The organism is Pseudomonas sp. CFBP13528 (assembly GCF_005233615.1).
In the GTDB taxonomy this organism is placed as follows: Bacteria; Pseudomonadota; Gammaproteobacteria; order Pseudomonadales; family Pseudomonadaceae; genus Aquipseudomonas; species Aquipseudomonas fluorescens_AM.
Genome location: NZ_QGAJ01000002.1, coordinates 431,836 through 458,707 on the forward strand (window position 1 = coordinate 431,836; position 26,872 = coordinate 458,707).

Annotated in this window: 9 protein-coding genes; 3 read left to right on the forward strand and 6 right to left on the reverse strand. The window is 60.9% G+C overall.

What is annotated here, in order from left to right; all coding sequences use genetic code 11:
* Window positions 1-6 precede the first annotated feature (6 nt).
* Window positions 7-1,284: a hypothetical protein gene (locus PspCFBP13528_RS05505; RefSeq protein WP_137199773.1), complete on the forward strand. Its 1,278-nt coding sequence runs from the start codon at window positions 7-9 to the stop codon at window positions 1,282-1,284.
* Window positions 1,285-1,337: 53 nt separating this feature from the next.
* On the opposite strand, the gene PspCFBP13528_RS05510 is transcribed toward PspCFBP13528_RS05505, so the two are convergent.
* The 4 genes from PspCFBP13528_RS05510 to PspCFBP13528_RS05525 all read right to left on the reverse strand — a co-directional run bounded on the left by PspCFBP13528_RS05510 (window position 1,338) and on the right by PspCFBP13528_RS05525 (window position 20,357).
* The gene (locus PspCFBP13528_RS05510; RefSeq protein WP_137199774.1) at window positions 1,338-6,518 is read right to left on the reverse strand and encodes a DUF6543 domain-containing protein; all 5,181 of its coding nucleotides are present in this window, start codon (window positions 6,516-6,518) and stop codon (window positions 1,338-1,340) included.
* Between the two features lie 421 nt (window positions 6,519-6,939).
* Complete coding sequence (locus PspCFBP13528_RS05515; RefSeq protein ID WP_137199775.1) at window positions 6,940-11,784, reverse strand: DUF6543 domain-containing protein; 4,845 nt, start codon at window positions 11,782-11,784, stop codon at window positions 6,940-6,942.
* Between the two features lie 182 nt (window positions 11,785-11,966).
* The gene (locus tag PspCFBP13528_RS05520; protein ID WP_137199776.1) at window positions 11,967-17,072 is read right to left on the reverse strand and encodes a DUF6543 domain-containing protein; all 5,106 of its coding nucleotides are present in this window, start codon (window positions 17,070-17,072) and stop codon (window positions 11,967-11,969) included.
* A gap of 186 nt (window positions 17,073-17,258) precedes the next feature.
* Entirely contained in the window at window positions 17,259-20,357 is a 3,099-nt protein-coding gene (locus PspCFBP13528_RS05525) for a transglycosylase domain-containing protein (protein WP_101218387.1), read from the reverse strand.
* 559 nt (window positions 20,358-20,916) lie between these two features.
* Here PspCFBP13528_RS05525 and PspCFBP13528_RS05530 point away from each other — a divergent pair.
* Window positions 20,917-22,329, forward strand: coding sequence for an amino acid permease (locus PspCFBP13528_RS05530; protein WP_065951775.1), 1,413 nt, complete (start codon window positions 20,917-20,919; stop codon window positions 22,327-22,329).
* An 864-nt stretch (window positions 22,330-23,193) separates the two neighbouring features.
* On the opposite strand, the gene PspCFBP13528_RS05545 is transcribed toward PspCFBP13528_RS05530, so the two are convergent.
* Together PspCFBP13528_RS05545 and PspCFBP13528_RS05550 are read right to left on the reverse strand one after the other, a co-directional pair.
* Window positions 23,194-24,324, reverse strand: coding sequence for an OpgC domain-containing protein (locus PspCFBP13528_RS05545; RefSeq protein ID WP_137199778.1), 1,131 nt, complete (start codon window positions 24,322-24,324; stop codon window positions 23,194-23,196).
* Between the two features lie 174 nt (window positions 24,325-24,498).
* Window positions 24,499-26,118, reverse strand: a complete 1,620-nt coding sequence (locus PspCFBP13528_RS05550; protein ID WP_137199779.1) for an FMN-binding glutamate synthase family protein — start codon at window positions 26,116-26,118, stop codon at window positions 24,499-24,501.
* A gap of 187 nt (window positions 26,119-26,305) precedes the next feature.
* Between PspCFBP13528_RS05550 and PspCFBP13528_RS05555 the strand changes: the two genes are divergently transcribed.
* Window positions 26,306-26,785 carry a hypothetical protein gene (locus tag PspCFBP13528_RS05555; RefSeq protein WP_137199780.1) on the forward strand — a complete coding sequence of 160 codons (480 nt, stop codon included), beginning with the start codon at window positions 26,306-26,308 and terminating at the stop codon, window positions 26,783-26,785.
* The last annotated feature ends 87 nt before the right edge of the window (window positions 26,786-26,872 follow it).

Below are 26,872 nucleotides of genomic sequence, written 5' to 3' on the forward strand. Positions count from 1 at the left end.
GTCTCTATGACGACTAGATTAACGATGACCCTGAAGACATTGAAGCAAACGGCAGTTGCCGTCGGTTTGACGAGTACGTTGTGGGGGGCACTCGCGGTACCTGCGAGTGCCGATACTCAGTACATCACCGCGTTGTTCAAGCCCAACCCGGCCAACCCCATGCAAAACAAGTTCGACAACACCACCGCGCAAAGCTCTATTTGCCTGGCCCACATACCGGCGCAATGCAAGGCGCTGGGTATTTTCAGCCTGCGCTTCGATAGCTTTAAAGCCAGTTCGCACGTGCCGATTGTCGCCAACCACTCAGACCCGCGCGCCGGGGCTTATTTCAAGGTGCCCTCATCGTTCCGCAATGTGGACGTACGCCACACCAAGACCGGGGAGTTGGAAACCGTACAGGTGCGTATTGCCGGTGTCGGGTCGCTCTGGACTATGCCCAGGCCTCCGGGCGTTTCTGCATGGGCACAACCTGGAGCCAGTTGGGGAAGCCAGTGGTCGACCGCGCCCACTCCCTGTTTAAGCACCCGGCATCTGGCTGCATCGGCTAGCTATGCGTCTTTTTTCTGGGTCGTACCCCGCGATGCCGGCGCCTGCAGTCGTGTGCCCTCAGTCGACATTGCCTGGTTCAATTACTTCAGCATGGAGTACGCCTACGAATTGATTACGCCCAACCCCTTGGGCATGGCGAGCGGGCAATACGTGGGCAGCATCACTTACTCCGTCGGCGGCGCGGGTGCGGATTTCGACTTCGGCGATAACATGACACCCTCCAGTGATGGCCAGATCACCCTGGACTTCACCCTGGACGTGCAACATGAACTCAAGGTGGACATCCCACCCGGTGGCACGAACATCGAGTTGGTCCCCCAAGGTGGCTGGCAAGCCTGGTTGAACCAGGGCCGCAAACCGACCCGGTTGTTCAGGGACCAGACCGTTAACCTCTATGCCTCCTCGCGCTTCAAGATGGGCCTCGATTGCCAGTACGCCGAAGCCGACAACGACTGTCGGGTTCGCGATAGCGTTTCCGGTGAGACGGTGCCGGTGAACGTCAGTGTGACCTTGCCCTTCGGTCTCACCGACCCGGTCGGGCGCCCGGTCAGCCGTCAGCCGCTGCGCCGCGATGGCGTGGGCACGGAGCTGTTCCAGCCGACCCAGTACGTGGAACGCAAGCCCAGCACCTTGCATTTCGAGATTGGGCGCGACGAGGTGGAGAAGATGCTCAAGGTGGGTGAGTCGCGGACCTACTCGGGCAACATCACGGTGATCTGGGATTCCGAGGTGTAGGCATGACCAGGCACCGCCCCTCGCCTGTGGGAGGGGCGGTGCCGCGATTGGACTTACTCCCGGTTCTTACGCTCCCCGGCGCGCGTCAACGCCTCGCGGGTCAGGTCCCGCAGCCACTGGTTGTGACGGTACCCCAGCTCGTTGAGCGTTGTGTCGTATTGCGTCGAACTCATGGGGTTGCCGGACAACACGCCGGCTTCGTCCACCTCCAGCGCCTGTGCCAGGTTGCGCAGTTGTACCCGCAGGGAGGCCAGGTCGGCCTCGGGCAGGTTCTGCGAGGCTGCGTATTGCCCTTGCAGCGTTTGCAACGCGTCGAGCTGGGCGAATTTCAGGTCGAAGGTGGTTTCATTGTTCCGGTAGGCGATAGTGTTGTGCTGCGTGAGGTAGTCCTCCCAACCGCTTTGCAGCAGCATCTGGTTCACCAGCCCGTCGCCTGCTTCCTGCAGGGTCACCGCATTGGCAACGGTTTCGATCTGCTCAAGCGTCACATCAGCTTCTTGGCGGTAGACCATATGGTCGCTGAGCCATGGCAGGTCCAGGCGCTCGGCCAATGTGGTGCGATAGGCCAGGTGAATGCCGGCTTCGTCGACCTCGCCATGCTCGCCGTTGATCACCACCGACCATAGCCGTTGACCGAGCCCACCCAGTTCTTTGGGTTTGAGACGGTGGGCGACATCCTCACCAATGGCATTGCCCATCAGCGAGTCGCGGGCGGCGCCGCGGGCCAGTACCGCCAGCCTGGCCTCGAGTTCCTCTGGCGAGGTGCTGGTGCGATACGCTTCGCTGGCGAGTACTTCGACGCCCAGTTTCTGGAAAATCTGCGCGCCTGCGTCGGGGCACAACCCAGGGTAGCGGGTATCTTTGAACACGCGGTCACGCAGTGGAGCGTCAACCTCGACCGCCCTCAGCAGACGCCAGACGCGCCGGCTCAAATCAGGGTGATTGCTCTGGTAGGCCAGGCGATCACCTTCGGTTTGAAACGCATCCGGCTCTTCGAGGGATTTGATCACTTCAAACAGGCCCTGGGAGCCGGGTTCCTTTTCAATGTCATTCCACAGTTGCCGATGCCGCTCCCTCTCTTGAGGCCTGATGTAGCTGAGCCAGGGCGCGCTGTCGCCTTTGGGGGCGTAGGAACGCAGCGGGTCCAGCCCTGCGGACTCGCGGTATTGAGCAAGCAAGTCCTGAAAGTCCAAGGTGAGCTTGCTCTGGTCCAACCGGGTGCGGGCGATAATGTGGGCATCATCCGAGCCTGGCCTGACATGCGGTAACTGGGTAATCGGGTTCTCGCTCAGGTCCAATAGGAAGCCCCGGGGGCGGGATTGGCCCACGAGCCCGGCAGGCCAATCCTTGATGTGTGTATTGCGCAGGTTCAGCAAGGTCAAGTTCGGCATCTGGCTGATATCCGGGGGTTGTCCCAATGGGTTGCCGGCCATCTCAAGCTGTTTGAGGCGCTTGAGGCGCTTGAGCGTGGCAATGGCCGAGTCATCCAGCACCAGGGCATTTTTTTCCAGGTGCAAGCGCCGCAGGCGTTTGAGGTTGCCGAGGGTCTCGGGCAGCTTGGTGATGCGGTTATCGCTCAGGTCCAGGTCGCGCAGATGAGGGAAGTTGTCGAGAAAGGCGGCGTGACTGTCTGCAAACTCGCAACCGCGCAGGTCCACGTCGCTGATGTGGTTCAGCGGCACGCTAAGGGTCGGTAGCTCATCGGGCATATTGGTGTTGAACAAGTCGAGGGCGATGCCGCGACGGTGGCCGAAGCTTTCGTCCAGGTGAACCGTCAGGCTGTTGCTCCAGCCGTCGTACAGGGTGGTTGCCAATTCTGCCCGGCGGTGGCGCACTTCGGGCTCCAGGGGCGTGCCTTCCCAGCGCGTCGGGCCTTTGATGTAGGTATCGAGCTGTTTGAACAATTGTTCTTTTTGTGACTCCATGTGCTCCAGTTTTTGCTGGCCTTCGAGCGTCGACAGCGTGTGCGATAAGCGTGGCAGGCCCTCGTCGCTGACGTTGGGGAGCAACAGCTTGATGCGCTCCTCAATCGTTTTGGGCTGCCTGTCATAGCTGTCGGTTCGGCTCATTTTGCAAGATACGCCTCCGCCCAGGAGCACCTCGGTCTCGGGGCCGGGCCGCATCCGCACGGGCGGTTCAGCCAATGCCAGGCGTCGCTCGGCCGGGGCCTGATTGTGGTTGATGACCCATTGCCTGAGCTTCTCGCCTTCGCTGCCGGCAAAGGGCGGGGTGCGGTCCGGAACCTGCGCCAGGGTCCAGAGAAGGGACTCGTACAGGTCTGCTGCAGGGTTCAGCGATTTGCCATCAGCGTCGAACACCCGATAATTCCCTTGGGCGTCGCGCACCAAGGTGCGGGCGTGGGAGGCGTCGCTTTCACCGACGCTGCAGCGCAAGGCGCCGATGGGGCTGTTTTCACGAATGTCGATTCTCAGGTTGCTGAGCGAATCGCTGTGCAGGCGCAGGGTGTGGAGCACCAGCCGTTCGCTCTGCGCAGACGGTTGCTGCGGCGGGTAGAGCCCTTCGACTGCGCGGCTCGCCTGGGTGTCGAAGTCCAGCTCCCCAGCCAGGGTTTTGAGGCGCAGGGGCAGGCGCTGTTCGTCTGTCATTGCCTTTAGTTCTTCGGGCCATGCCTGTTTGAGCAGGGCGTTGGCGCTGCTCAGGGGCAGTTCGGGACAGGTCTGGCGCAGCAGGGCGATGTGCGGATCGCTGCTGGCTTGGCCCAGTTGATAATGACTATTGGCGATGTGCCCGCCAAAGCCGTCTACGTAGTCCGCCAGTTTATTGCGCAGCGCCTGGTCCTGTTGTGCCTTGGGCAAGGTTTCGCCCAGCAACGTATTGACCTGCTGTTCGTCGAGAAAACCCAGGACACGCTCCGGCAGTTTGGCAGCCATTACGTCGGCCAGGCTGAGGGCCAGCGTGTCGGCCGGCAGGGCGGTGGCATCGCCATACTTGCGCGATTCGCCGCTCAGGTCGCTGTTGTGAAACACCTCCAGGGCCTTGCTTGGCGGCCAGCCGGGCAGGTCGGTGACGGCCTGTTCGAACCAGTAGGAGTACGGCTCCAGTGTCTGGCCCGTGCGCAGCTTGCGGGCGGATTCGTCGGCCAACCGGCCGGCGCGAAAACGCTCAATGCTATCGGCCAGCAGCGGTGGGGTCGGCCGGTTGCGCAGGTACATATGGCGTAGATGGTCGGGCTCGCTGCCACTGATGGTACGCACCTGTTCGAGCTGTTCAGGGGTGAGCCCCTGAGTGGTGGCGCTGATACGGCGCATCAGCGCAGTGTCGTCCCAACTGCGCGGCTGTTCACCTTCACGCACCCAGGCGCCGTTGCCATTGAGTCGCACCTTCGGTTGATAGGCCTCCGGCCGGCCGGGGTGCACGATGCGATGGTGCAGCAGTTGCTTGTCCGGTTCGATCTGGTAGTGCTTGTCGGCGTGTACCAGCCATTGTTTTCGAGCGTGTTGATACACACCCTGTGCGTCAGGCCGGGTGTCTTTGGGCAGGCTGATGTTCTGCAGGTAGGGCGAGAGGTCAGGGTTCCACAAGCGTTTTTCGCCGCTGGCCAGCTCCACCGGGTGCAGGCTCTCGACGAATGGCGATAGCTTGAGGGTGAGGGTCTGGCCGAGAGTTCCTGCCGCCGCCCAACCGCCCAACTGCACCACCGCCTCCACGACCGCCATGGCGTGACCGACAGCTTCCAGCCCTTTGCCCTGCGCCCAGTCAACGATACCTTCGAACACATCGTTGGCCACCTGGTAGGCGGTGTAGGCAAGCATCAACTCTCCCAGGAACGGCACGAACGGGGTGACCACCAGCAGCGCGGCGTTAAAGATGTCCGACAGGATCTTGCTCAGGTTGTCCCACCAGGCCCAGCGCGCCATCAGGTCTGCATAGGCGGTGGTGATGGCAATTTCCCGGGTATCGTTGACGATCTTGTTGAGTCTGACCCGATACAGGTAATGCCACAGCGTATCGGGCTCGGAGTGGCCTGAGGGCGGGCGGTTCTGGTAATCGTCAAAGATGTCTTGCACGCTGAAGTGCAACTGCGGCGTGTCGACCTTGAGGGTTTGCCAGCTGGGGCCGCTGTCGGTGCGTGCCTTCTGATGCCACTGCACTGTGTACAAGCGGCGTTGCAGTTCAGCGAAAAAGTGCCCGCGTTGTTTGTGGTCGATAAATTGACTGAAGAATTGCCGGTAGGTGGCCTTGGTCGGCGTTTGGCCTGTTTCATCCTGAGGCGAGGGACTGTCGCGCAATTGGCGCGTCAACGCGTTCATGAATGCGACCGGTGAGGCGTACTCCTTCAACGGATGCTCGGGGTCCTCGGGGATATAGGCAATCAAGCGTTTGATGTGTTTATCGCTGCCTTGTGGCGCGGCAATCAACACAATGCCGCTCAGTTGCGCATCCAGCAGGCTCAGGTTGTAGTACTGCACCGCAATGCCACCCAGGGCCGGGGCCGGCTTGCCCTCAGCGATGTCGAAGAGCAAGCGCCGGGCATCGTCTTGGATATGCTGTTGCGACAGGGCGATACAGGCGGCGTTTTTCAGCGCTGCCTTATCGCAGGCAATCACCTTGAGGCGTAATTTGTCGGCCTGCACCTGATTGTTGAACCCCAGGACTTTCAATAGCCGCGTCTGGTATTGCAGGCCGATATTCAGGCTGCGGCACAGCCTTTTAAAGCCCAGTGCGGTCAAGGGTTGGCCGCTGGTGCGCGAGGTGAGCTGGAGAATGTCCTGCTGGCCTTGAGCGTCCGCCTTGGACAAGAACGCAACGTCGGAAAATTGCTCACTGGCAGAAAAATTATGCAGGGCTGCGTCCAATAACGATACGGTCCGGCTGGTTACGCCTTTGCGTACGCCAATGGCCCACCAGCCGTTTTTAGCGGGGGCATAAAGACGAATAAAGGTGTTTTTTACATCAATGTTGCCGTATTCCCGTAAGGCTTTTTTGAGCAGGGGCTCGGCGAAGGTATAAACGTCTTTTACGTACTTGAATGTTTCATCCACGGTGTTCCTGGAGGTCCAATGCGCGGCCATGGCCTCTTTGGAAACACTGTTCAGGGCTTCGTCGATGGAGGTGATTCGTGTATAGACGTAAGGGCTCGCGGCCTGCACCGCGCGAGCGCGGGCCAGCGTTGTCGAACTGAGCCAATCGGGTATTGCACGCTTGATAAAGTCAAAGTGAATACCCTTTTCTGCATGGCTTGCAGCGTGGTGATAAGGAGACTCGAATAACATGGTCAGGTTGCCTTTAGAGGAACAGCCAAGGGCCGCACGGCACTCAGGCCGGGCAGGGATGAACGTGAAAAATTGGCAGCGAGTGGCGCTTGAGCCGATAGGCGTCGGGTAGCGATCAGAAGGCAGGCAGCATTCAGCTTTTGCCGTGCAGGCCGTTCAGAGGGGAATACGGCAGGCGCCTGGGTTTGAGTACGCAGCGCTGGATCGATTTCAAGCAGGTGAGTACGTATTTCTTGAGGCGTCGGTGATGCTGCTGGTGTGTTCGACGTGCTCATTGGCAAGGTCCTCATGCTGATGGAGTGAACTATCAGCATGGGGTGGGGGCGGGTTGTGTCGGCGGTAACTATTGAAAGTGCGGGTGAAAGTGCGGGTGAAAGCGCGGGTGAAAGCGCGGGTGAAGGTGCGGGTCAAGCACGCGCGTTCAGGCCGGAGCCTGGGCGGACGGGCCTGCCGCTGAGAGGTCGAGAGGGGCTGTCTGCGGCGCAGTGGAGGGAATTCCCAGGCGCTCAAGTCGCGCCGATTGAGCCGGGTTGTGCCTGAGGAAAGCGCCTCCCTTGGGGGATACGTATTTCATCCAGGAGTCGATGTGAAGGCCATTATCAAATGCATATTTCATCACTTGCGCTTTTGTGATGGGCGCGGTTCTCGGGACTTCCGGTCGCAGGTACAGCCTGTCCCAGTCCAGAAGGTGTTGATCGGTGATCTTGCTTCTCTTACCCGATGGAAGATTGGCCAGCCTTATTGATCGGGTCATGCCTGGCTCGGTCAACTTGCCGCCCTTCGTCACGTACCTTGCCCACACGGTTGGGCTGATATGATGGGCCCTGACAAAGGCCTGCGCTGCTTGCGAGGTTTCATCACCCAGGCCTGTCCACGTCTTGAAAAGGTCGTCGGTAAACTTTGCGTACCCTTGTGCGGGCGCGGGGCCGATTTTGGCTAAACCCGCGGCGTTTATCTCGCCGCTTTGCCTTACATATTTGTTCCAGGTCTTGACTGCGATCGCTCGGCTTTTGAAAAAATCGGCTGGGTTGAGCGTTGTCAGCGGATTGGCTGACTGGGCATTGGCCACGACCTGCGCGTTCCAATCCCTAAGAGCAACGGTGACGGTGCTGTCGACTTTTGGCCCTCCGCCGGGCACGCGGTTCAACGTGTCCAACTCCCAGCGTTGATTGGCCAGTTTACGCAGCTTGAAAGGCGTGACGCCTGCGCGGGGGGTGAGTACCGGGGCCACCAACCCATGGGGGTCGTAGAGCTTGAACGAATTCTGAATCCGAAATACCTGCTCTTTACCCTGCCCATCGGCGGCGCGGACCAACCAGGTGGGGGGATTGCTCGGTGTGCGATAGATGCCTGTGCCTTCGGACAACGATGAGCCGGCCGGAATGCCATCCTTGACCACCAGGGCCGGAGACTCTTGTCGGAAGGCTGACTCATAGGCCGTCAGGTCGGGCTTGCGCGTGTTTCTTGCGGGCCGCAGTAGCATCTGTAACGGCTTGATACCAATACCGGCGGTGCGAATGGCGCCAGTGACAGTGGTGGTGGCCGTTGCGAACTCGAACAGAACCTGGCCCTTCCCGCCGCGACGTACAATCAACCCTGCAACGCTTTGCCCCACTTTGCGTAGGGCCTGGACCGTGGTCTTGCCCATTCGGCCCACCCAGCGCAAGGCCGAAGAGGTCAGATGCCCACCCCAGGGGAACCCGCCGAGCACGGTCATGACGACTTCAATGCCGAACATCACTTTGTTAAGCGTGGATTGGTAGGCCAATTCCTCATTGGTCACGCTTTCAGTATCGGTTTTGTCCAGCAAATACAGGTAATTCTGCCGGTACAAGCCCTCCAGCACATCGCCTGGATGGGCGACCAGGCGATGATTGAGCAAGCGCGTGTTCGCCGGTAAACGTGCCAGCAGGTAAGCCTGCCAGGCCGAAGTGCGCATCAGCTTGATCAGCTCAGCCTCGCTGGCGACTTCCCTGAGCTCCACGCTGTCGGGCGCATGCGGGGTATAAAGCACCAGCATTTCATCGACGGCGGTGGAGAGTATCAAAACCCCGTTCACGGTCTGCCCACCGCGCCCCTCGGGCGCGTCGCTGGCGGGATTGAACATCAGGGCATTGGCGACGATTGCCTGCCCGTCGACCGGTTGGCGTACCTTGGGGTCTGTGGCGGCGAGTACGGCCGCCACCCAGGCGGCGCCTTTGTTTTGAACGGGGTCACTGGCCAATACTGTGCTGTAGGCATCCGGACTCAAGCGAGCCAACAAGGCTGCATAGTCCAGGGCGGCCGCCTGGCTCGCCATCCAGGCTTTTTTCACGGCCGTATCGGTGTGGGGTGCGAGGTGTTTTTTGAGGATGTTCTCGGTGTACTCGTGACCGATATTCAGCTCTTTGACCCACGCTTGGAGGCGCTCCTTGTCCACGGTGATGACTTCACCTTGGGCGTTACGCAGCCAGTTGCCCTGCGCGGTGGTCAGGTTGGCTTGCAATGTGTCGTCCTCTGTCCAGGATAAGCTCCTGCTCCATGGCTTGTTGTTTTGCAGCAGCAGGTTGGTCAGGCTGACGCGACTTGGCACCACTCGTTCATGCACTGAGCCAAAACCGGCACCGGCACTGATACGGGTTCGCGTGGTACGGATGACCATCGTCTGGTCCGGGTCAATGTCCTGTGCGCGATGGTCTGGCAGCAACGCGCGTATCTTCAACAGCACCCGTTGCCTGGCGTACCCGGCCAGTGTGGGAATCAGCGCGTGCCACTGTTTGCTCAGTTCGTTCTGTTTCTCGTCTGCGCTGCGCAGGTGGTCTTGCAGCGCCTTCTGGTCCGCTGGGCTCAGGCGCTTCTCCCAGTCCGATCGCCAATGCTCCAACAGCCGCTGGTTGCGTGCCACAAAGGGCTCTGCCATGTCCAACAGCTCGACCAGTTCTACACGGCCATTGCTCTGCGGATCGGGTTTACCCTCGGACAGGCCCAGGATGGCTTCGATGTCGGACTGCTGCTTGTCCAGTAACGCTTGAATGTTGTCGGCGACAAAATCACTGGCTATCGGTGCAAAGGTGTTGCGCAGGTCACTGCCCCATAACCCGGTTTTGCCGCGCAGTACCAACAGCGGCACGCTGGCGATCAATAATCTGCCCGTGTCGTCACCGGCATCGATGCGGGCCTTCAGGGTGTCGTGCAGTGTTTGCAGGGTGGCAAATTCTTCAAAGCCCTGGCTCGGGGTAAACAGCACGACCGTACCCTCTCCAGCTTTATGGGTACTGAGATTTTTATGACCATTGGGCCAATGGGGATGTACCGGGCTGGAGCCGTCGCTGGAGGTCAGGACGAAGCTGCCGGCCAGGCGTACGCCCTGTGCATCACCGGTGTTCAGCGTTAATTGATACACCCCTGGGCGGTTTCCGTGGCTGAAGCGGGCTTCACGACGGGCCAGGGTTGGGCATTGCAGCACGCGATCAATCAACCGTCTGGCCTGCGGGCTCAACGTATTGTCGGCCATGCCCAGGCGCGCCTGTACATCCAGGGCTTGACGGTGCACCTCTATCAATCTGGCTTGTGGGCAGGCCAATTCAGGCGCTATGGGCGTGTGCCAGTAAGTGGTGATGTGTGCGCTCAACGTGGCCAGCAGGGTTTGCGCCAGGGCTGTGAGTGTACCGGTATACGCGATCTGGTCGGCAGCACTGAAGGCTGTGGCGCTGCTGAAGACACCTTCGGTGTGATTCGCTTGTTCCTGGGGTTCATCCTCCCAGCGTAATAAAGCGCAAAGCGCCTCCAACAGGCTTTGCGAAGATTCAAAATGGCGCTGACCGTCGCCGTCGATGCGGTAGCGGTTGACATATAAACCGGTTTCTTGGGCCTGTTGTGGGAAGGTCTCCTTGAGCAGGGCTGACAACACACCCTCCAGCGAAGGATGTTTGTCGGGGGCCAGTACGTACTCGATCTGCTGGTTGAGTGAGTGCCAAAGCTGTATCAACTGCGCCTGCTGTTCAGGGTCCGGCGGTGTGTGGGCGAGGGCCGGCAGGGTCGTCGGGTCTACCGCTGCAGGCACGCGGGCGTTCAAGCTCGGGCTGCCTTTGAGCGGCAGTGCCAGGGGGGCGCCCAGCGCGGCCGCCAGTGTGTCAAACCGGGTAGGTGTGGCGCTGAAGGCTTGATCGATATCGGCCTCTTGCTGGTCACGCTGGGCTTGCAGGCACGCCCTGAATACGGGGCCGGTGATCGGCGTGTAGCGCAGGTTCTGCCCACTGCGTAACCCTTCGTCCACAAGGCGCCGCTGGCTGAGTGCAATGTTGGTGAGCAGACGGCCTTTTTCGGCACCTGCCACCAGGCGTCTGCGCAGGGTGTTCTCCATGGTGGAGAACTGCTCGAATACCTCAACGCCCAATTGCGGGGTGTAGAGGACCGTCGGGCGCGTGCCGTGCAGTCGCTCGGTGAGTACGAAGCAGCCGTTCAGCGCCGCCGACCAGTCGGGCTGGCCCGTCGAGTACAACGTGATCGCCACCACCTGCGGGCGTGTGGCGGTGCCCGAGGTCTCATGGAGCACCAGGTTGTCGATCAGCTGCCGGCCCTCGGTGTACACCTTCAGGTGGGCCTTGGCTGCGGCAACGTCCGTCAGGGCTTGAGTGTCCGTGGGCTTTTCCTGCAACGCCTGCTCGGCCTGGGCGACCTCTTGCAGGGCGTCGTAGGTGGTCAGATCCGACTCAAGTACAAACACGATGCGTTGTTTTTGACTGATGGCTTCGGACACGCTGAGGGCGCCGGTGGTTGCCTGGGCAGACGTCCAGAACACGTCGAGCTCGCGCAAGTAGAGCGCCTGGCTGTCGTGTTGCAGGTTGCTGATCAGTTGATTGAAGGCCGTGACTTCAAGGGCTGATAGTTCGCCGTCGCGACCAGCGTCGTGAGCGCGTGAGTAGAAGCCCACTGCCTGCTCGACTACGCCGGTTTGCGGTTCCTTGGCATGCTCGGTCGGTATTTTTCCGGTGGCAATAGCTTCTTGCAGGACCTGGGTCAGATTACGCGTGCGGGTAACCCGGGGCTTTGGTTCGAGGCGGTCTGGAGCGTCCGTCGTCGGGCTGTCGTACACATACTCGTTCAGAAAAACTGCATCGGGATCAAGCGGGGTGTCGGGCACAAGGTCGGCCAGTGCCTGGCGCAAATGGGCGGCCATCAGCGCGGCGAAGTCCGGCTGGGCATCGAGCAGATGCTCAATGGCCGTGAGACATACCGGTAACCGACGTAGCAGGTCTTCGGTTGGCGGAAGGGGCAGTGACGACATAACCTGGGTTTCCTGTAGAGAGAGGGTGACGGCACCCCACGTGAATCGAACAATCGACTCGACCTACACTACTTACCCAGGGTAATGCAGCGGCCATACATAACCACTGCATGGGCCTTTCATCTCTGCGTTGAGTTCAGGTTTTTGCAGGTACCAGGGGCACGCCTGGTGCCTGCTGAGGGTCAAAACCCGACGGCAACCATGGCCTCACGAGTCAGGCGGCGGCCCAGTTCCTGTTCGTCGTAGAAACTCTTGAGAAACAGGCTCAAGTACCGTTCTTCCGTCATAGGCTCGCCGGTCAGGACTTGCTCATGGGCGACATTCAGTGCGTCTGCCAGGTCGAGCAGACGCTGTCGGAGTTCGGTGCTGGTGGTCGAACTTTTGCGCGCCGGTGGCAGTTGTTCATGGGCGGCCCAAGCCTGTTGAGCCAGGCGCAAATCGTCGATGCTTTCACTGGCCTGTTCATGCTGGCATTTGATCTGTCGGAACGCCTCGGGACGGGTATTGAGCAAATAGTCGCGCCAGAAATACTGCTCAAGCATTTGGTTCACCAGCCCATCGCCTTGCTCCTCCTCGATGACCTTGTCGTAGGCATTGGCCAGTTGCCAGGCTGCGACATCGCCGGCATCGCGGTATAGCATGTGGTCCGCCAACCAAGGCAGATCCAGGCGCTCCTTCAGGCCGGTCTGGTAGGCGCTGTACACTTCGACTTCATCCAGGGTGCCCGGAACACCGTCGACGACTTCGGTGGTCAGCCGCAACGGGGGGCCTTCGCTGCCATCCTCATTGAGTGCGGGGGTGTTGAGGCGAGTCTGGATATCGTGTCTGGCAATCTGGTTGACCTTGTCCAGCCGCGCCTTTTGTCTGGCCAGCCGTACCAGCGCACCGGTGCGGGCTTGAGGAGTGGGCTCGCGCCATGCCTCCAGCTTCATGGCTTCGATCCCCATGGCGTTGAACAGCTGGGCGCCCGCATCGGCGCAGTGGGTCGGCATGGCGCTCAGGTTGAACAGCGCGGTACGGGTTTGCTCGTCACTGTCGGCGGCCCTTAGCAGGCGCAAGACATTGGTGCGCAATTGTCTGAGGTTCTGGTTGTAGCGCGCCAGATCGTCCGGGTCGTGGACGATGTCGGGGGCGGGTTGTCGCTGGCTTCTGATGACTTCAAAAAAACCCTGTGAGCCATGTTCCCGTTCGAGATCGTCCCAGATTTCCTGCCATCCCTGGCGTATTTCGGGTGTCAGGTGTTCGAACCAGAATTGACTGTCCAGCTTGCCTCGGGGGGGATAGGTGCGATAAGGATCCAGGCCCGCGGCGCGCCGGTAACTGACCAGCCGATCCTCGGCGTCTTGCTCCAGCTTGTTGTTGTCCAGGCGTGCCCGTGTCACCAGTTCGGCTTGCGCCGAGCCGGGTTCGACGATCGGTACCTGGGTGATCGGTGTATTCAGCAAATTCAGGTTGAAGTCGGGAGAGCGGGGCAGCTCGAACAGCCCTATGGGCCAATCGCGGATTTGCGTGTTGTTGAGCGCCAGTATGCGCAATTCCGGCATGCGGCTGATGTCCGCCGGTGTGATCAAGTGTTCATTGTGCGAAAGGATCAATACCCTCAGGTGGTGTAATTGCCTGAGGTGTTCCAGGTTCTGCGCACGCCAGCGAATCGGGTTTTCGGACAGGCCCAGATGGGTGAGTCGACGCATACCGCTGATGGCCGATGGAAAAGTCTTCAGGTGCTTGCCGGTGATATCCAGCATACGCAGGTTAGGGAAATTGTGCAGGAACGGGCTGTCGGCATCAGTGAAGTCGGTGCCTGCCAGGTTGAGGTTGGTGATGTGGTTCAACGCGGTGTCCAATCGGGGGAAGTTTTGCACAAACCCGTAGATGGTTTCTCCACGCAGGTCCAGTTCACTGCCCACTCGGCGTTCGCCGAAATCCGTTTCGTACCCCTTGGCCGATTGTTCCCAACTGCTCTGTATGAGCGCAGTCACTCGCTTCCTGAACAACTGCTCCGGGAGTGTTGCGCGACGTCTTTGAGTGCCGGCAGCCGGCAGCCCCTGCCAATGGTTGAGTGCCTTGAGCAGGTGCTTTTTCTCGGTTTCAAGCTCAGTGAGCAGACGCTGTCCCTCGGCCGAGTCCAGCGACAGGGCATAGGCCGCTACATCTTCTTCGCAAAGCGTCGGATACAGCGACTTGAGGCGCTCGTCTACGCTGGCGCGCCCCAGTCTACGGCGCAGGGCGCTGAACATCGGCTTTTGCAGCAGATGTTGGATCTCTAGGGGGGCGACGCTGAAGACCGGCGGTTCGGCCAACACCGTGCGGCGTTCGGCAGGTGGTTGCAGGGTGCGTGTGAGCCACTGGCGCAACGCCTCGCCATCACCCGGCGCGAAGCCCAGGGTGCCACGGGGTAGGGCTTGTAGCACGGCTTCATACAAGTCCAAGGTGCTAGCGACGCCGGCTTCATGGCGTGCGTATTGCCCAGGCGCTGTGCGTACCAGCAGCGCATCGGTCGCCGCCTCGTCCGGACCGACCTGGCAACGCAGGTGCCCGCTGGGCACTTGCTCGCGGATGCTCAGGCGCAGGTTGGCGAACGCGTCACTGTGGATTCTCACCGCGTTGAGCAGCAGCCGTTCGGTATCGGGTGTGGGCGCGTTGCCCGGGTAGAAACCTTCGTACGCGTGGGTGGTTCGCGCTTCGAACTGTAATTCCCTGGCCTGATGCTTGAGCCGTAGCGGCAAGCGCTTCTCGTCGTTCATCAACTGCACTTCCGCCGGGCGGGCCTGGTTGAGTATCACTCGGGCCAGGCTGTCGGGCAGCTCGGGGAACTGGCGTTGCAGCAGCAACCCGTGGGCGCTGTTTGACTGGCGTTTGAAACCGTACAGGTGCTCGAAGATATCGTCCTTGCGTGTGGCGACGTAACGGCTCAGCTGTTCACGCAGGGTTTGCGCCCGCGCCTCATTGTCGGCGGGCAAGGGCTTGCCGAGTAGAGCGGTAAGCTCGGCGTTGTCCAGAAAGTCTACGATTCGTGGGGTTAACCGGCCTGCCAATAACGCTTCACGGCTGATGGCCAGCGTCGACGCCTGCGTTGCCTGCATTGCGCCATGGTGCATCGGCTCGCCGCTCAGGTCGGCTGCTTCGAACACCGCGATGGCTTTATCGGCCGGCCAGCCAGGCATTCGCGTTACCATGTCGGCGGACCAATAAGCGGCTTCACCGTTGTCGGCGGACGGTTCACTGAGCGTGTCGATGTGCTGTCGCAGTTCGAAGCGATTCAGGGTATCGGTCAATAGCGGCGGCGGTGCCTGGTTTTCGGCGTACATATGCCTCAGCGCGCCGGGTTCGGTGCCACTGATATCGCCTAACTGCTGCAGGCGTGCAGGTGGCCAGGTGGCGGTGATGGGGCTCAGGCGCTGGAGCAGTTGTGAGTCGTCCCAGGCCCTGGGTTCTTCGCCCTCCAGCATCACGGCACCCTGACCGTTAAGCACCACCTCGGGACGATAGGCGTGCGGGCGTTGTGGATGGGCGATCCGGTGCCGGCCAGTGTCGGGTTCCTGGCTGACCTCGTAATGTTTGTTCTCCAGGCGCAGGATTTTTTTGCCGGCGTGCCAGTGAAACCCTTGGGCATCGGGTTTCGAGGCGGGGGCCAGGGTTACGGCTTTTTGTTCATAGGGGCTCAAGTCCGCATGCCACAAACGGGTTTTGCCATCAGCCAGCGTCACAGGCTTCAAACCCTCGACAAAGGCGGACAGCTTGAGATGGGCCAGGTGCCCGGCGGCACCGAATGCGATCAGTTGCACCACGTTCTCCGTGACCCCGACCACATGTTCAATGGCCTCCAGCCCTCGGCCTTCGGCCCAATCCAACAGCCCTTCGAACACTTCGTCCGCGAGTTGATAAGCGGTATAGGCCAGCATCAATTCGCCCAGAAACGGAACGAAGGGGGTCACCACTAGCAGCGCCGCGTTGAGAATGTCCGAGAGGATTTTTTCCAGATTATCCCACCAGGCCCAACGTGCCATGCGGTCCGCGTAGGCGGTTGCGATCGCAAGTTCACGGGCATCGTTGAGGATTTTATTGAGGCTTTGCTGATACAGATGCTCCCACAGTGGCGTGCGCACACGCGTCCCGCTGAACTGCAGGTTGGGGTTGTCGAGGGGCGTGTCACGCCAGGTCGGCTGTGGATCGCCGGGCGCGCGCTGATGCCATTTCACCTGGCTCAAACGCGTGTCCAACTGGCTGAAAAAGTGCCCCTGGTACTGATGCTCGACAAACCGGCTGAAAAATTGCTGATAGTCGGGCTGGCGCAGTTGCCCCGTCAGTGCCTGCATGAACGCAACCGTCGAGGGATAGCGCTTGAGTGGGTGCTGCGGGTCATCCGGAATATAGGCGATCACGGGCGTTGCCTGGCGACTGACTTCCAGGTCGGCGGCAATCAGCACCACGCCGGTCAAGGTGGCGTCCATCAGGCTGAGGTCATGGCAGTACGCGGCCTTGCCGTCGAGCATCAGGTGTTGCTGGCCCTTGATCAAACCCGTGATCAACGCATGATCCAACGCCTGGATATCGCCCTTGATCAACGCCATGCGCGCGGCCACCGTGAGGGCGGCCTGCTGGTTGAGCATCACCCGGGCGCGCAGCACGCCTTCGACCACCGGGGCGGTGCGGCCGAGATAGTTCTCAAGATGCTGTTGGTACTGGGCGCCGATGTCCAGGTTGCGAACCAGCGCTTTGAACTGCTGGATCGACAGCCGGGCTTTGAGGGGGAGGACTTCGAAATGACCCAAGGCGTCGGGCAGGGTGATAAATTGCGAATCGGCGGTGAACGCCTCGCTGTCGGCAAAGTTGTGCAGTGCCGCGTCCAGCAGCGACACCGTACGGCTTTGCACGCCACCGCCAAAATCCATGACCCACCATGGCCGGTCAGCCGGGGCATAGAGCCGCAGGCAGGTACTGCGCACATCGACATCAAGGTTGTACTGCTGTTTCAGCGCGGCTGTTAACAACGGCTCGGCGAAGCCTTTGAGATCGGTGATCGGGGCGAGTTTCTGGTCGACGAGGGTTTGGGTTTTCCAATGTTCGGCAACCGCGGTTTTCAATAATTGATGCTGGTGGGAGGAGGCACTTTTATACCAGGGCGCAATCGTTTTGCGGCTGGCTTTCAAAGCGCTGATGCGTGATATCGACAGCTTGGTGACCCAGTCGGGCAAGGCTTCCCGAATGACGTCGTAGTGCTGGCCCTTATCTTCGTGTGTGGCGGGGGCAATGGCGGTCATGGCGTATTTCTGCAGTGGGGCGGACACTCAGATTAGGCTCGCGCAAGGGAGCGCCGGGCAGTAACAGTCTATTGATGCTGGGTGCCCGGCAGGCTGTAGCGTCGATGGCTCTATCACACCGAAGAAATCTGGCATGGCATCGTCAGGCGTTCACTCCTAGCGCGGTGGCCCGACCGGGCGAAGAGTGCGCGGCCTTTTGCCCGACGCCTGTTTTCAGTATTGCCCGGCCACGGGCTGGCACAGCGTCTGGCTGCCTGGCTTCAGGTACGGCAGCAGAATGGGCGCCATGCCTTTGAGCACTTGCACCGGCAGCGCCGAGGTGAACTTGAAGGTTTGTGCCGAACTGCCTGGGACGAAGGCGGTGAGCGTGCCGAAGTGGTGGTCACCGATAAAGAACACAAAGGTGGCAGTGCGGTTTATCGCCTTGGAACTGAGTACCCGACCGCCGGCGCCGATGGCTTCGATGCGGTTGTCGCCGGTTCCGGTCTTGCCGCCCATGGCTAGCGGTGTGCCGTCGTCCAGTTTGAAACTGCCGGCCACGCGTTTCGCTGTACCGGCATCCACCACTTGGGATAAAGCCCCTCGCAGGGCCCGCGCCACTTCTACCGGCATCACCCGCTTGCCCTCGGCCGGGTCGTTGATCACGCGGGTTTCATAAGGCGTATCGGCGGCAAAGTGCAGACTGTCGATGCGTACTGCCCGCGCACGCACGCCGTCATTGAGGATGATCCCCATCAGCTCGGCCAATGCGGCAGGGCGGTCGCCGGAGCTGCCGATGGCGGTGGCCAGCGATGGCACCAGGTGATCGAAGGGATAGCCCACGGCCCGCCAGCGTTGGTGGATATCCAGGAAGGCTTCAACCTCCAGCATGGTGCGGATACGGCTGTCGCGCGCACGCTGATGGCGGCTCTTGAACAGCCAGCTGTACACCTCCTGACGCTCGAACTGGCTGGCCTTGACGACCTCGCCAAAGGTCGCGTCGGGGTGGTTGAGCAGGTAGCCCAGCAACCATAGGTCCAGCGGGTGGACCTTGGCGATATAGCCCTGGTCGGGCAAATCATAGGTGCCGGGGCCGTAGTCTGCGTACAGCCGCCGCAAGCGTTCGTCGGTCAGTTTGTCACTGGTTTTGGCAGTGCCCAGGTGTGAGCGCACAAAACGGTTGAACGTGTCCTGGTCGGCCTCGGGAAACAGGTAGCGGTGCACGGCGCTCAGGCGAATCGCCGTGGGGTGCAGGCTGTCGAGAAAGGTATCGAGGCGTGCCTGGGTGTCTTTCTTCTGGTATTTCCTCCAGAACTTGAGGAGGAAGGTGGTGCCTTCACGGTCGGCAAATTGGGCCAGGTATTCCTGGCGCCGTGGGTCGTCGTCATCCTTGAGCAACTGCGCGCTGTTATTGGGGCCTGTGTAGGTGACGTAACGTTCCAGGTCGCGCATCAGGCGAATGAACGGCAGGTTGATCGACTCCCGTAATGCATCGCGCAAGGTCGGGTTGCGGCCGTTGTCTTCGTGACGGAAATTGTGGAAGTGGTGCAGGCCGCCACCGGTGAAAAAGCCTTCGCTGGGGCTGGCCGAGTAAGTACGGTCGAGGGCGGCGGCGAGCATGCGGCTCAGGGATTTGTCCGCGGCGTGGATCAGATAGTCCAAGGCCCAACGGCTGATACGGTCCTGCTCGGCGATCTCGGTTTTTTCAAGGGCGGCCGGTGTTTGCGCGGCATAGCGCTCATGCAGTTCGCTGATGATTTGCAGGTAAGTGGTGAGTACCCGCAGCTTGGCCGTGGAGCCCAGTTCCAGCTTGCTGCCTTCGTTGATGTCGAAGGGTTGGTCGGTATTGTCGGTTTGCACCCGCACCCGCGAACCCTGCGCAGTCAGCTCGAACAGGGTAAAGCTGTAGCGCACCTGGGCGGTGCTGGCGGGCGTCAGCAGGCGTTCGCCGAGCAGGCCGGTCTTACCGGCGAAGGTCGGGTCGGCCAATTGCTTGAGGTAGTCGGTGACCTGGGTTTGCAGCTCGCCCTGCAAGGTGCTGGTGGCGGAAAGGTCCAGGCGATCAAGGTCGTACAGCGGTCGGTTGAGCAGCGCGGCGAGGCGGCTGCGGGCGACGCTGATGCCCTTGTTGGTGTCGATGGGCTGGACGGTCGGCTGTTGCTGCCAGTCGCGGTAGGTGACACGCGCCGCCAGCGCGGCCTTGAGCAGTTTTGGCTCGATCAGATCGTTCTGCGCCAACAGGCGCAGGTGGCTGTCGGTGAGTCGCGCCAGTTCGTCGCGTCCCTTGGCCAGGTAATGGGAAGGGCGGCGTTGGGCGATCATCAGCGACAATACTTGGCGCAATGCAAGGCCACGCGCGTCCAGGCTGGCTGGCGTCGATGCCGTGTCGAGCAGGGCCCGATTGACCTGGGTGAAGTCGGCGCCGTACCACACGCGCAAGCCTTCGGCCATGCCATGCACTTCGCCATGCCCGGGCACGGCCGACAAAGGCACGCTGTTCAGGTAATCGCGCACCACGTTCTGCCGGGCGACAAGCGTGTTCGGGCCATTCTGGTAGGCACGCACGCTGGCCGATAGCATCTGGCGGATCTTTTCGCTGCCCGACAGGGTCAGGCCTTCGGGCGAATGGCGGTACTTTTCCAGTTGCGTCGCCAGGGTGCTGCCGCCCGCGGTCTGCCCAGGCAAGTGCAATTGACGGGCGAGCTGTGACCACGCGGCCTTGGCAAAGCGCGGCCAATCCACCGCCGGGTTGGCCTGCGCGGGAACAGGCGCCAGCAACTCGCGGTTTTCGATGAACAGCAGGCTGTTGACCATCAGCGACGGAATGTCATCGAAGCGCGCATACAACTGGGTCGGGTAGTTGAACTGATACAGCGGTGCGGCGCGGCAATCGGTGAGGGTCAACCCGGCCTGGATTTTCTCGGCGTAGGGGATAAATAGCCCGTGGCGGCTGTAGTCCATCAGCGCCTCGGAGAAGCGCGCCTGGGACTGGATCAGGTAGTTGCGCTTGAGCAAGCGCGGCAGGAATTCTCCAAGGTCGCTGTAGCCCAGGCGTCGGTCGAACGGCCCGGCGCCGGGATACACCATCGCATCGCTGGCGCCTGGAGCCACGCTGTAGGTCAATGTGGCGGCCCACTGGCTGAATTCGCGCGCCTGCCAGCGGGCGGTGTGGATTTCCCGGTGTGCGGCAAAGCCCAGGGCGATCAAGGCCATTACCAGGATCAGCCAACCCAGGCGGCGCCAGGGATGTTTTTTTGCAGGCAAAGACGCTGGAGACGGGCTGTCGTTGTCGAGTTCAGCCTTGACGGGACCGGTTTGCCACAGAGCGCCCATAGTCGATTGATCCATGCTTGCAGATTGATCGGACCTGTCTGAAGCGTAGACGCGGATTGCCTGCGCCATGAGGTTTGTTGGTTAAAGATCGCGCAGAAGGCCCTGTGGTAGCAGTGCCGTGGGAGCCGTCATGCACGCCTGCGGCTCGATTGCTGATCCACGAGGCGATTTGACGACGGCTGTCTCTGCGGCCTGCGGTAGTGAATGACTCGTGTGCACACGGTGGTCGGGGATTCTCACCTGCACCGGGCTCGACATGTCCCACCCCTTCAAAGGTATGCAATACTCCGCGCCGTTTTGCGCCGAGAAGGCCGGTCTAGACCACTAGCGCACCTCCGTGGCAGCCGGTTTTTTCGGGGTATATCGCCAAATATTGCTGTTTATTGAGTGAAAAGCCCTATCGGGAGCTTTTTATACTGCACGTCCCGCCGACCTGTCCCACTCCGTGCGCCAGGTAGGTTTGCCCACGAGGCAAACTCGGCCAAGCCGGTGTCTGAACCCCCCGTTCTTACGCCGCAGGCTCGGTGGATAAATCCAATAAAAACGAGGTTGTATCCCTATGCCTGTTGGCAAACCACTGCCCCCTGGCGAGACCGCTCAAGGCGGCCCGCTCAAACGCGAACTCGGTGAACGGCATATTCGCCTGATGGCCCTCGGTGCCTGCATCGGCGTCGGCCTGTTTCTCGGCTCGGCCAAGGCCATTGAAATGGCCGGCCCGGCGATCATGCTGTCCTACATCATTGGCGGCCTGGCAATCCTGGTGATCATGCGAGCCCTCGGTGAGATGGCCGTGCACAACCCTGTCGCCGGTTCGTTCAGTCGTTATGCCCAGGATTACCTCGGCCCGTTGGCGGGCTTTCTCACCGGCTGGAACTATTGGTTCCTGTGGCTGGTGACCTGCGTCGCGGAAATCACTGCCGTGGCGGTGTACATGGGCGTCTGGTTCCCCGACACCCCCCGCTGGATCTGGGCCCTGGCGGCGCTGATCAGCATGGGCACCATCAACCTGATCGCGGTCAAGGCGTTCGGTGAGTTCGAGTTCTGGTTCGCCTTGATCAAGATCGTCACCATCATTGCCATGGTGATCGGCGGCGTCGGCATCATTGCCTTCGGCTTCGGCAATGACGGCGTGGCGCTGGGCATTTCCAACCTGTGGACCCATGGCGGCTTCATGCCCAACGGCGTACAGGGCGTATTGATGTCGTTGCAGATGGTGATGTTCGCCTACCTGGGCGTGGAGATGATCGGCCTCACCGCCGGTGAAGCGCGCAACCCGCAGAAGACGATTCCCAGCGCCATCGGCTCGGTGTTCTGGCGCATCCTGCTGTTCTACGTGGGCGCGTTGTTCGTGATCCTGTCGATCTACCCGTGGAATGAAATCGGCACCCAGGGCAGCCCGTTCGTGATGACCTTTGAACGCCTGGGCATCAAGACCGCCGCGGGTATCATCAACTTCGTGGTGATTACCGCCGCGTTGTCGTCCTGCAACGGTGGCATCTTCAGTACCGGGCGCATGCTCTACAGCCTGGCGCAGAATGGCCAGGCTCCGGCCACCTTCGGCACCACGTCCAGCAATGGCGTGCCACGTAAAGCGTTGCTGCTGTCGATTTTTGCCTTGCTGTTGGGCGTGCTGCTCAACTACCTGGTGCCGGACCAGGTGTTCGTATGGGTGACCTCCATCGCCACCTTCGGCGCGATCTGGACCTGGCTGATGATCCTGCTGGCGCAGCTCAAATTCCGAAAGGGCTTGAGCCCGGCCGAGCAAGCGGCCCTCAAATACCGCATGTGGCTGTACCCGGTCAGTTCCTACCTGGCGCTGGCGTTCCTGCTGCTGGTCGTGGGACTGATGGCGTACTTCCCGGACACCCGCGTGGCGCTGTACGTCGGCCCTGCGTTCCTGGTGCTGTTGACGGTGTTGTATTACGTGTTCAAGTTGCAGCCGACCCAGGCGACGGGGCGTTCAGTTGCCTGAATCCTTAGGCCGAACCGGAGCCGGGAAATAGGGAGCAGGCTTGCCCTAATGCCGATCAGTAGATCTCCTGTGGGAGGGGGCTTGCCCGCGATGGCGGCCTCAGGACCGATCAGGATGTTGGGTCGATCCCGGTTCAAATGTGGGAGGGGGCTTGCTCCCGAAGGCGGCCTCAGGACCGATCAGGATGTTGGGTCGATCCCGGTTCAAATGTGGGAGGGGGCTTGCTCCCGAAGGCGGCCTCAGGACCGATCAGGATGTTGGGTCGATCCCGGTTCAAATGTGGGAGGGGGCTTGCTCCCGATGGCGGCCTCAGGACCGATCAGGATGTTGGGTCGATCCCGGTTCAAATGTGGGAGGGGGCTTGCCCCCGATGGCGGCCTCCGGGCCGACCAGGATGTTGGATCAGACCGAGTACATATCCGTTTCTGCGGTAACGGCTGCTATCGGTTCCGCTTTTACAGCGGGTCACTTTTGGAAAAGAGCCCGGAATGCCGGCCCAGCCAAAAGTAACCAAAAAGGCTCTTGCCCCACCACTCGGCACCTCGCCTAGGCTCGGTGTGCCCGAACGCAGGCTTGAATCCGTGGGCCGCCGCCACGCGCCATCCATGGCGCGGGGCGGCTAACCCGGCGTCCTGCCGGGTTACCCACGAATTCAAGCCTGCGTTCGGCCAGCGTGGTTTAACGGGGCGCCTAAGATCAAAAGCAGATCAAGAGCAAGAGCAAGAGCAAGAGCAAGAGCAAGAGCAAGAGCGACTCGCTTCGCATCGTGGTTACGGTTGAGCGCTACGGGGTTGTCGATACCTATGTTTTGTTCGCTTAACTACTGGCATTAAGGCTTGCCCGCTCCCATTTTGGAAAGAGCCGCTAGACAGCCGGCGGCTGGAGCGCAGCGGCCCTGCGCTGGTCCAGTTGCTTGTTGAAGTCCAGCCACGCGGCAAACGCAATCATCATGGCGGCCCCGACCAGCGCGGTGAATACCTGCAGGGCGAAGGTATCGCCGGTCAGCGCATTGACCATGTCCGCCAACGGCGCCAGTACCACACCCAGGCAAAATACTTCCAGGGAATAGCGCCCCATTCGCGCCAGTTGCCGTGCCAACCACTGTTGCGTCCAGCCGACACCGGGGAGCAATTTCGCGGTGACATAAGCCAGCGCCAGGAAGTGCAGCAAACGCGCGGGTGACAGGTCGGTCTTGCTGATGGGGTACAGCCATTCGCCGATCAGGCGCGGCATCCAGGCATCGTGCACTTCGGGCCAGCGCCACGACAGGGTGATCAGGCACGTCGTCACCACATAAGCCGCAGCCGCGATGAACAACGGTTGACGCAGCAGGGCGCGCTGTTCAATCGGGCGCGCCGCACGCAAGGCCGCTGCGCCGCCAAGGATAAACAGGCATTGCCAGGTGATCGGGTTGAAATACCACACCCCGCCGTTGCTGGCCGGCAGGTTCCAGCCCTGCCAGGGCGCCAGCAGGTAGACCGTCACAGAAATGCCCACCGCCACCCTGGGCACACGCAACAGCAAGGGCAGCGTGAGCGGCAGGCTGAGAATCAGCACGATATACAGGGGCAACGGGTCGGTCAGGTTGGGTTTGAAGCGCAGCAGCAACTCATCGACCAGGGCCTGCTGGGTATTGTTGAGGAAATACTCCAGGCCCATCTCCTGCACCAGGTCACGGGTTTCAATATGGCTGTTGGCGAAAATCACGATGCCCATCAACAGCGCCAGCAGAAAAATATGCACCACGTAGAGCGTCCACACCCGGCGCAGGATTTTCAGGCAGGCGATGAGGTAGCCGTCGCGCTGCAGGATCTTGCCGTACGCCAGCACCGCCGCGTAGCCGGCCAGGAAGACGAAGATTTCGGCGGCGTCACTGAACCCGAAGTTCTGCACGGTGACATTGGCCAGGGGGTTGTGGGGCACGTGATCCCAGAAAATGAAGATCAACGCCAGGCCCCGAAAAAAATCGATGCGCGGGTCGCGTCCGTTCAGCATGGCTGCGGGCTCTTGAACAAGTTGTTGAATGAAGATTAGCGAGCGCAGGCGTTTTTGTACGCCACGCGTCGGGCGGGCGCAGGTTGGCGGTATTTGTAAGCAATTGCAAAGGCTGGGTATTACCGAATGTCTCGACGGCCTGCCCGGCGTCCGGGCAGGCATCCACTGGATGAATCAGGCAGCGGCCACTTCATGCGGCTCAAAGCTATCTGCCCGCGCCATCTGCCACATCCGCGAATAGAACTCGCCGTTCACCTCGCCGGTGAGCAACTCGCCCGGTTTGAGGAACACATGCAACTGCGAGAACAGTTTGATCTCGGTTGCCGACATGCGCCGCACCAAGTGCTTGGCCGACAGCTGCGACGGATGATCCAGCCCGGCGGCGGCGAGCATTTCCGCCAGGGCATGGAGGGTGTTGCGGTGGAAGTTGAATACCCGCTGGGCCTTGTCCGGCACCACCAGCGCCCTTTGGCGCAGCGGGTCCTGGGTGGCGACACCGGTCGGGCATTTGTTGGTGTGACACGACTGCGACTGGATGCAGCCGATGGCGAACATGAAGCCGCGCGCCGAGTTGGCCCAGTCGGCGCCGATGGCCAGCACACTGGCAATGTCGAAGGCACTGACGATCTTGCCGCTGGCGCCGAGCTTGATCTTGTCGCGCAGGTTCAGGCCCACCAACGTGTTGTGCACGAATAGCAGGCCCTCGCGCAGCGGCACGCCAATGTGGTCGGTGAACTCCACGGGGGCGGCGCCGGTACCGCCTTCCTTGCCGTCGACCACGATAAAGTCCGGAAGGATGCCGGTTTCGAGCATGGCCTTGGCAATGCCCATGAATTCCCACGGGTGGCCCAGGCAGAACTTGAAACCCACCGGTTTGCCGCCGGACAGCTCACGCAGTTGGGCGATGAATTGCATCAGCTCGATGGGCGTGGAAAATGCACTGTGGCGCGACGGTGAAATACAGTCTTCGCCCATCAGGATGCCGCGGGTGTCGGCGATTTCCCGGGTGACTTTGTGCTTGGGCAAAATCCCGCCATGACCGGGCTTGGCGCCCTGACTCATCTTGATTTCGATCATGCGCACTTGCGGGTCCTGCGCTTGCACGGCAAAGCGTTGCGGGTCGAAACGGCCATCGCTGGTGCGACAGCCGAAGTAGCCGCTGCCCAGTTCCCACGTGAGGTCGCCGCCGTTTTCGCGGTGGTAGGGGCTGATGCTGCCTTCGCCGGTGTCATGGGCGAAATTACCAAGTTTGGCGCCCTGGTTCAGCGCGCGGATCGCATTGGCACTGAGCGAGCCGAAGCTCATCGCCGAAATATTGAACACCGACGCCGAGTACGGCTGTGTGCACTGCGGGCCACCGACTATCACGCGAAAGGCGCCGGGGTCGCTCAACGGTGCGGGCCGCATGGAGTGGCCGATGAACTCGAAGCCCGACTGATACACATCGATCAAGGTGCCGAATGGTTTATCGGCGGTTTCGTTCTTGGCACGCGAATACACCAGCGAGCGCTGGGCCCGGGAGAAGGGCAGGGCATCGCTGTCGGATTCGAGCAGGTACTGGCGGATTTCCGGGCGGATGGCTTCCACCAGGTAACGGATATTGCCCAGGATCGGGTAGTTGCGGCGCACGGCGTGGGGGCTTTGCAGCAGGTCGAAAATGCCGATCAGGCTGAGGAGTCCGGTGATTATCGTGATGGGCCACAGCCACTCGTGTTCGATAAAGGGCAGGCTGGCCAGGGTGAATATGATGCATGCGGCAAAGAACGCGTAACGGCTTAGTAACGACAGGCTCATACGGTTTTTTCCTTGGTTCGGACTCTTGAGGTCGATCCGGCATTCTGCGCCTGTACCCAAACAAGCGACAAGGATTGAAGGCCCTGTCGCGGCAGGCGCACAGGCGCAAGCCATGGAACTGTTGGGGGGACCGCGGCCACTATCGGTACAGGACGCCCGCTTTTTCATGCATCTGGAGTCATCGCCCATGCCGATCTCGTCTGCTGTTTCCGCCCCTCCCATTGTCAATCAAGGCCTGCCTCTGGCGATCGGCCGTGAACAGTCTGTCGCTCAACCCGAGCAGCGGAACAAACCTGCTCCAGACGAGGCTTCCCGCGTGAACCGCGACGGCACTCAACCGGGAAAACTTCAGCGGTTTGCCGCCGAGGCCGGCAAGAATCTGTGGTTTATCCCAGGCATGAGTAACGTGTTGTTGGGCATTGCAAAGGCCAAGTCCAACGGCGAAAGCGCTGTCAGTGGCGCACTGGCCGGGTTCAACAAAACCTGCGCAGATGGTTTTGACCAGGCGCTTGTCGGCGCGGCCACAGGGGATTACAAGGCCGTCGCCAAAGGCTACTTCGACGCGGTGAGAAAGAACGACGCCACGCCCAGCGCCGTCAAAACCGGATTGCACGAGGCGTCGGATGCGGTAGGCCTGGCCACTGCGCTAAGCGCCAAAAAAGCGTGACAACGGGTTCGATCGGTCAATGGGCTATTGCAATCCGTTCTCGTTTAGGTGTTTAATTAGTGTTACTGTATAACATATTAAAGCACC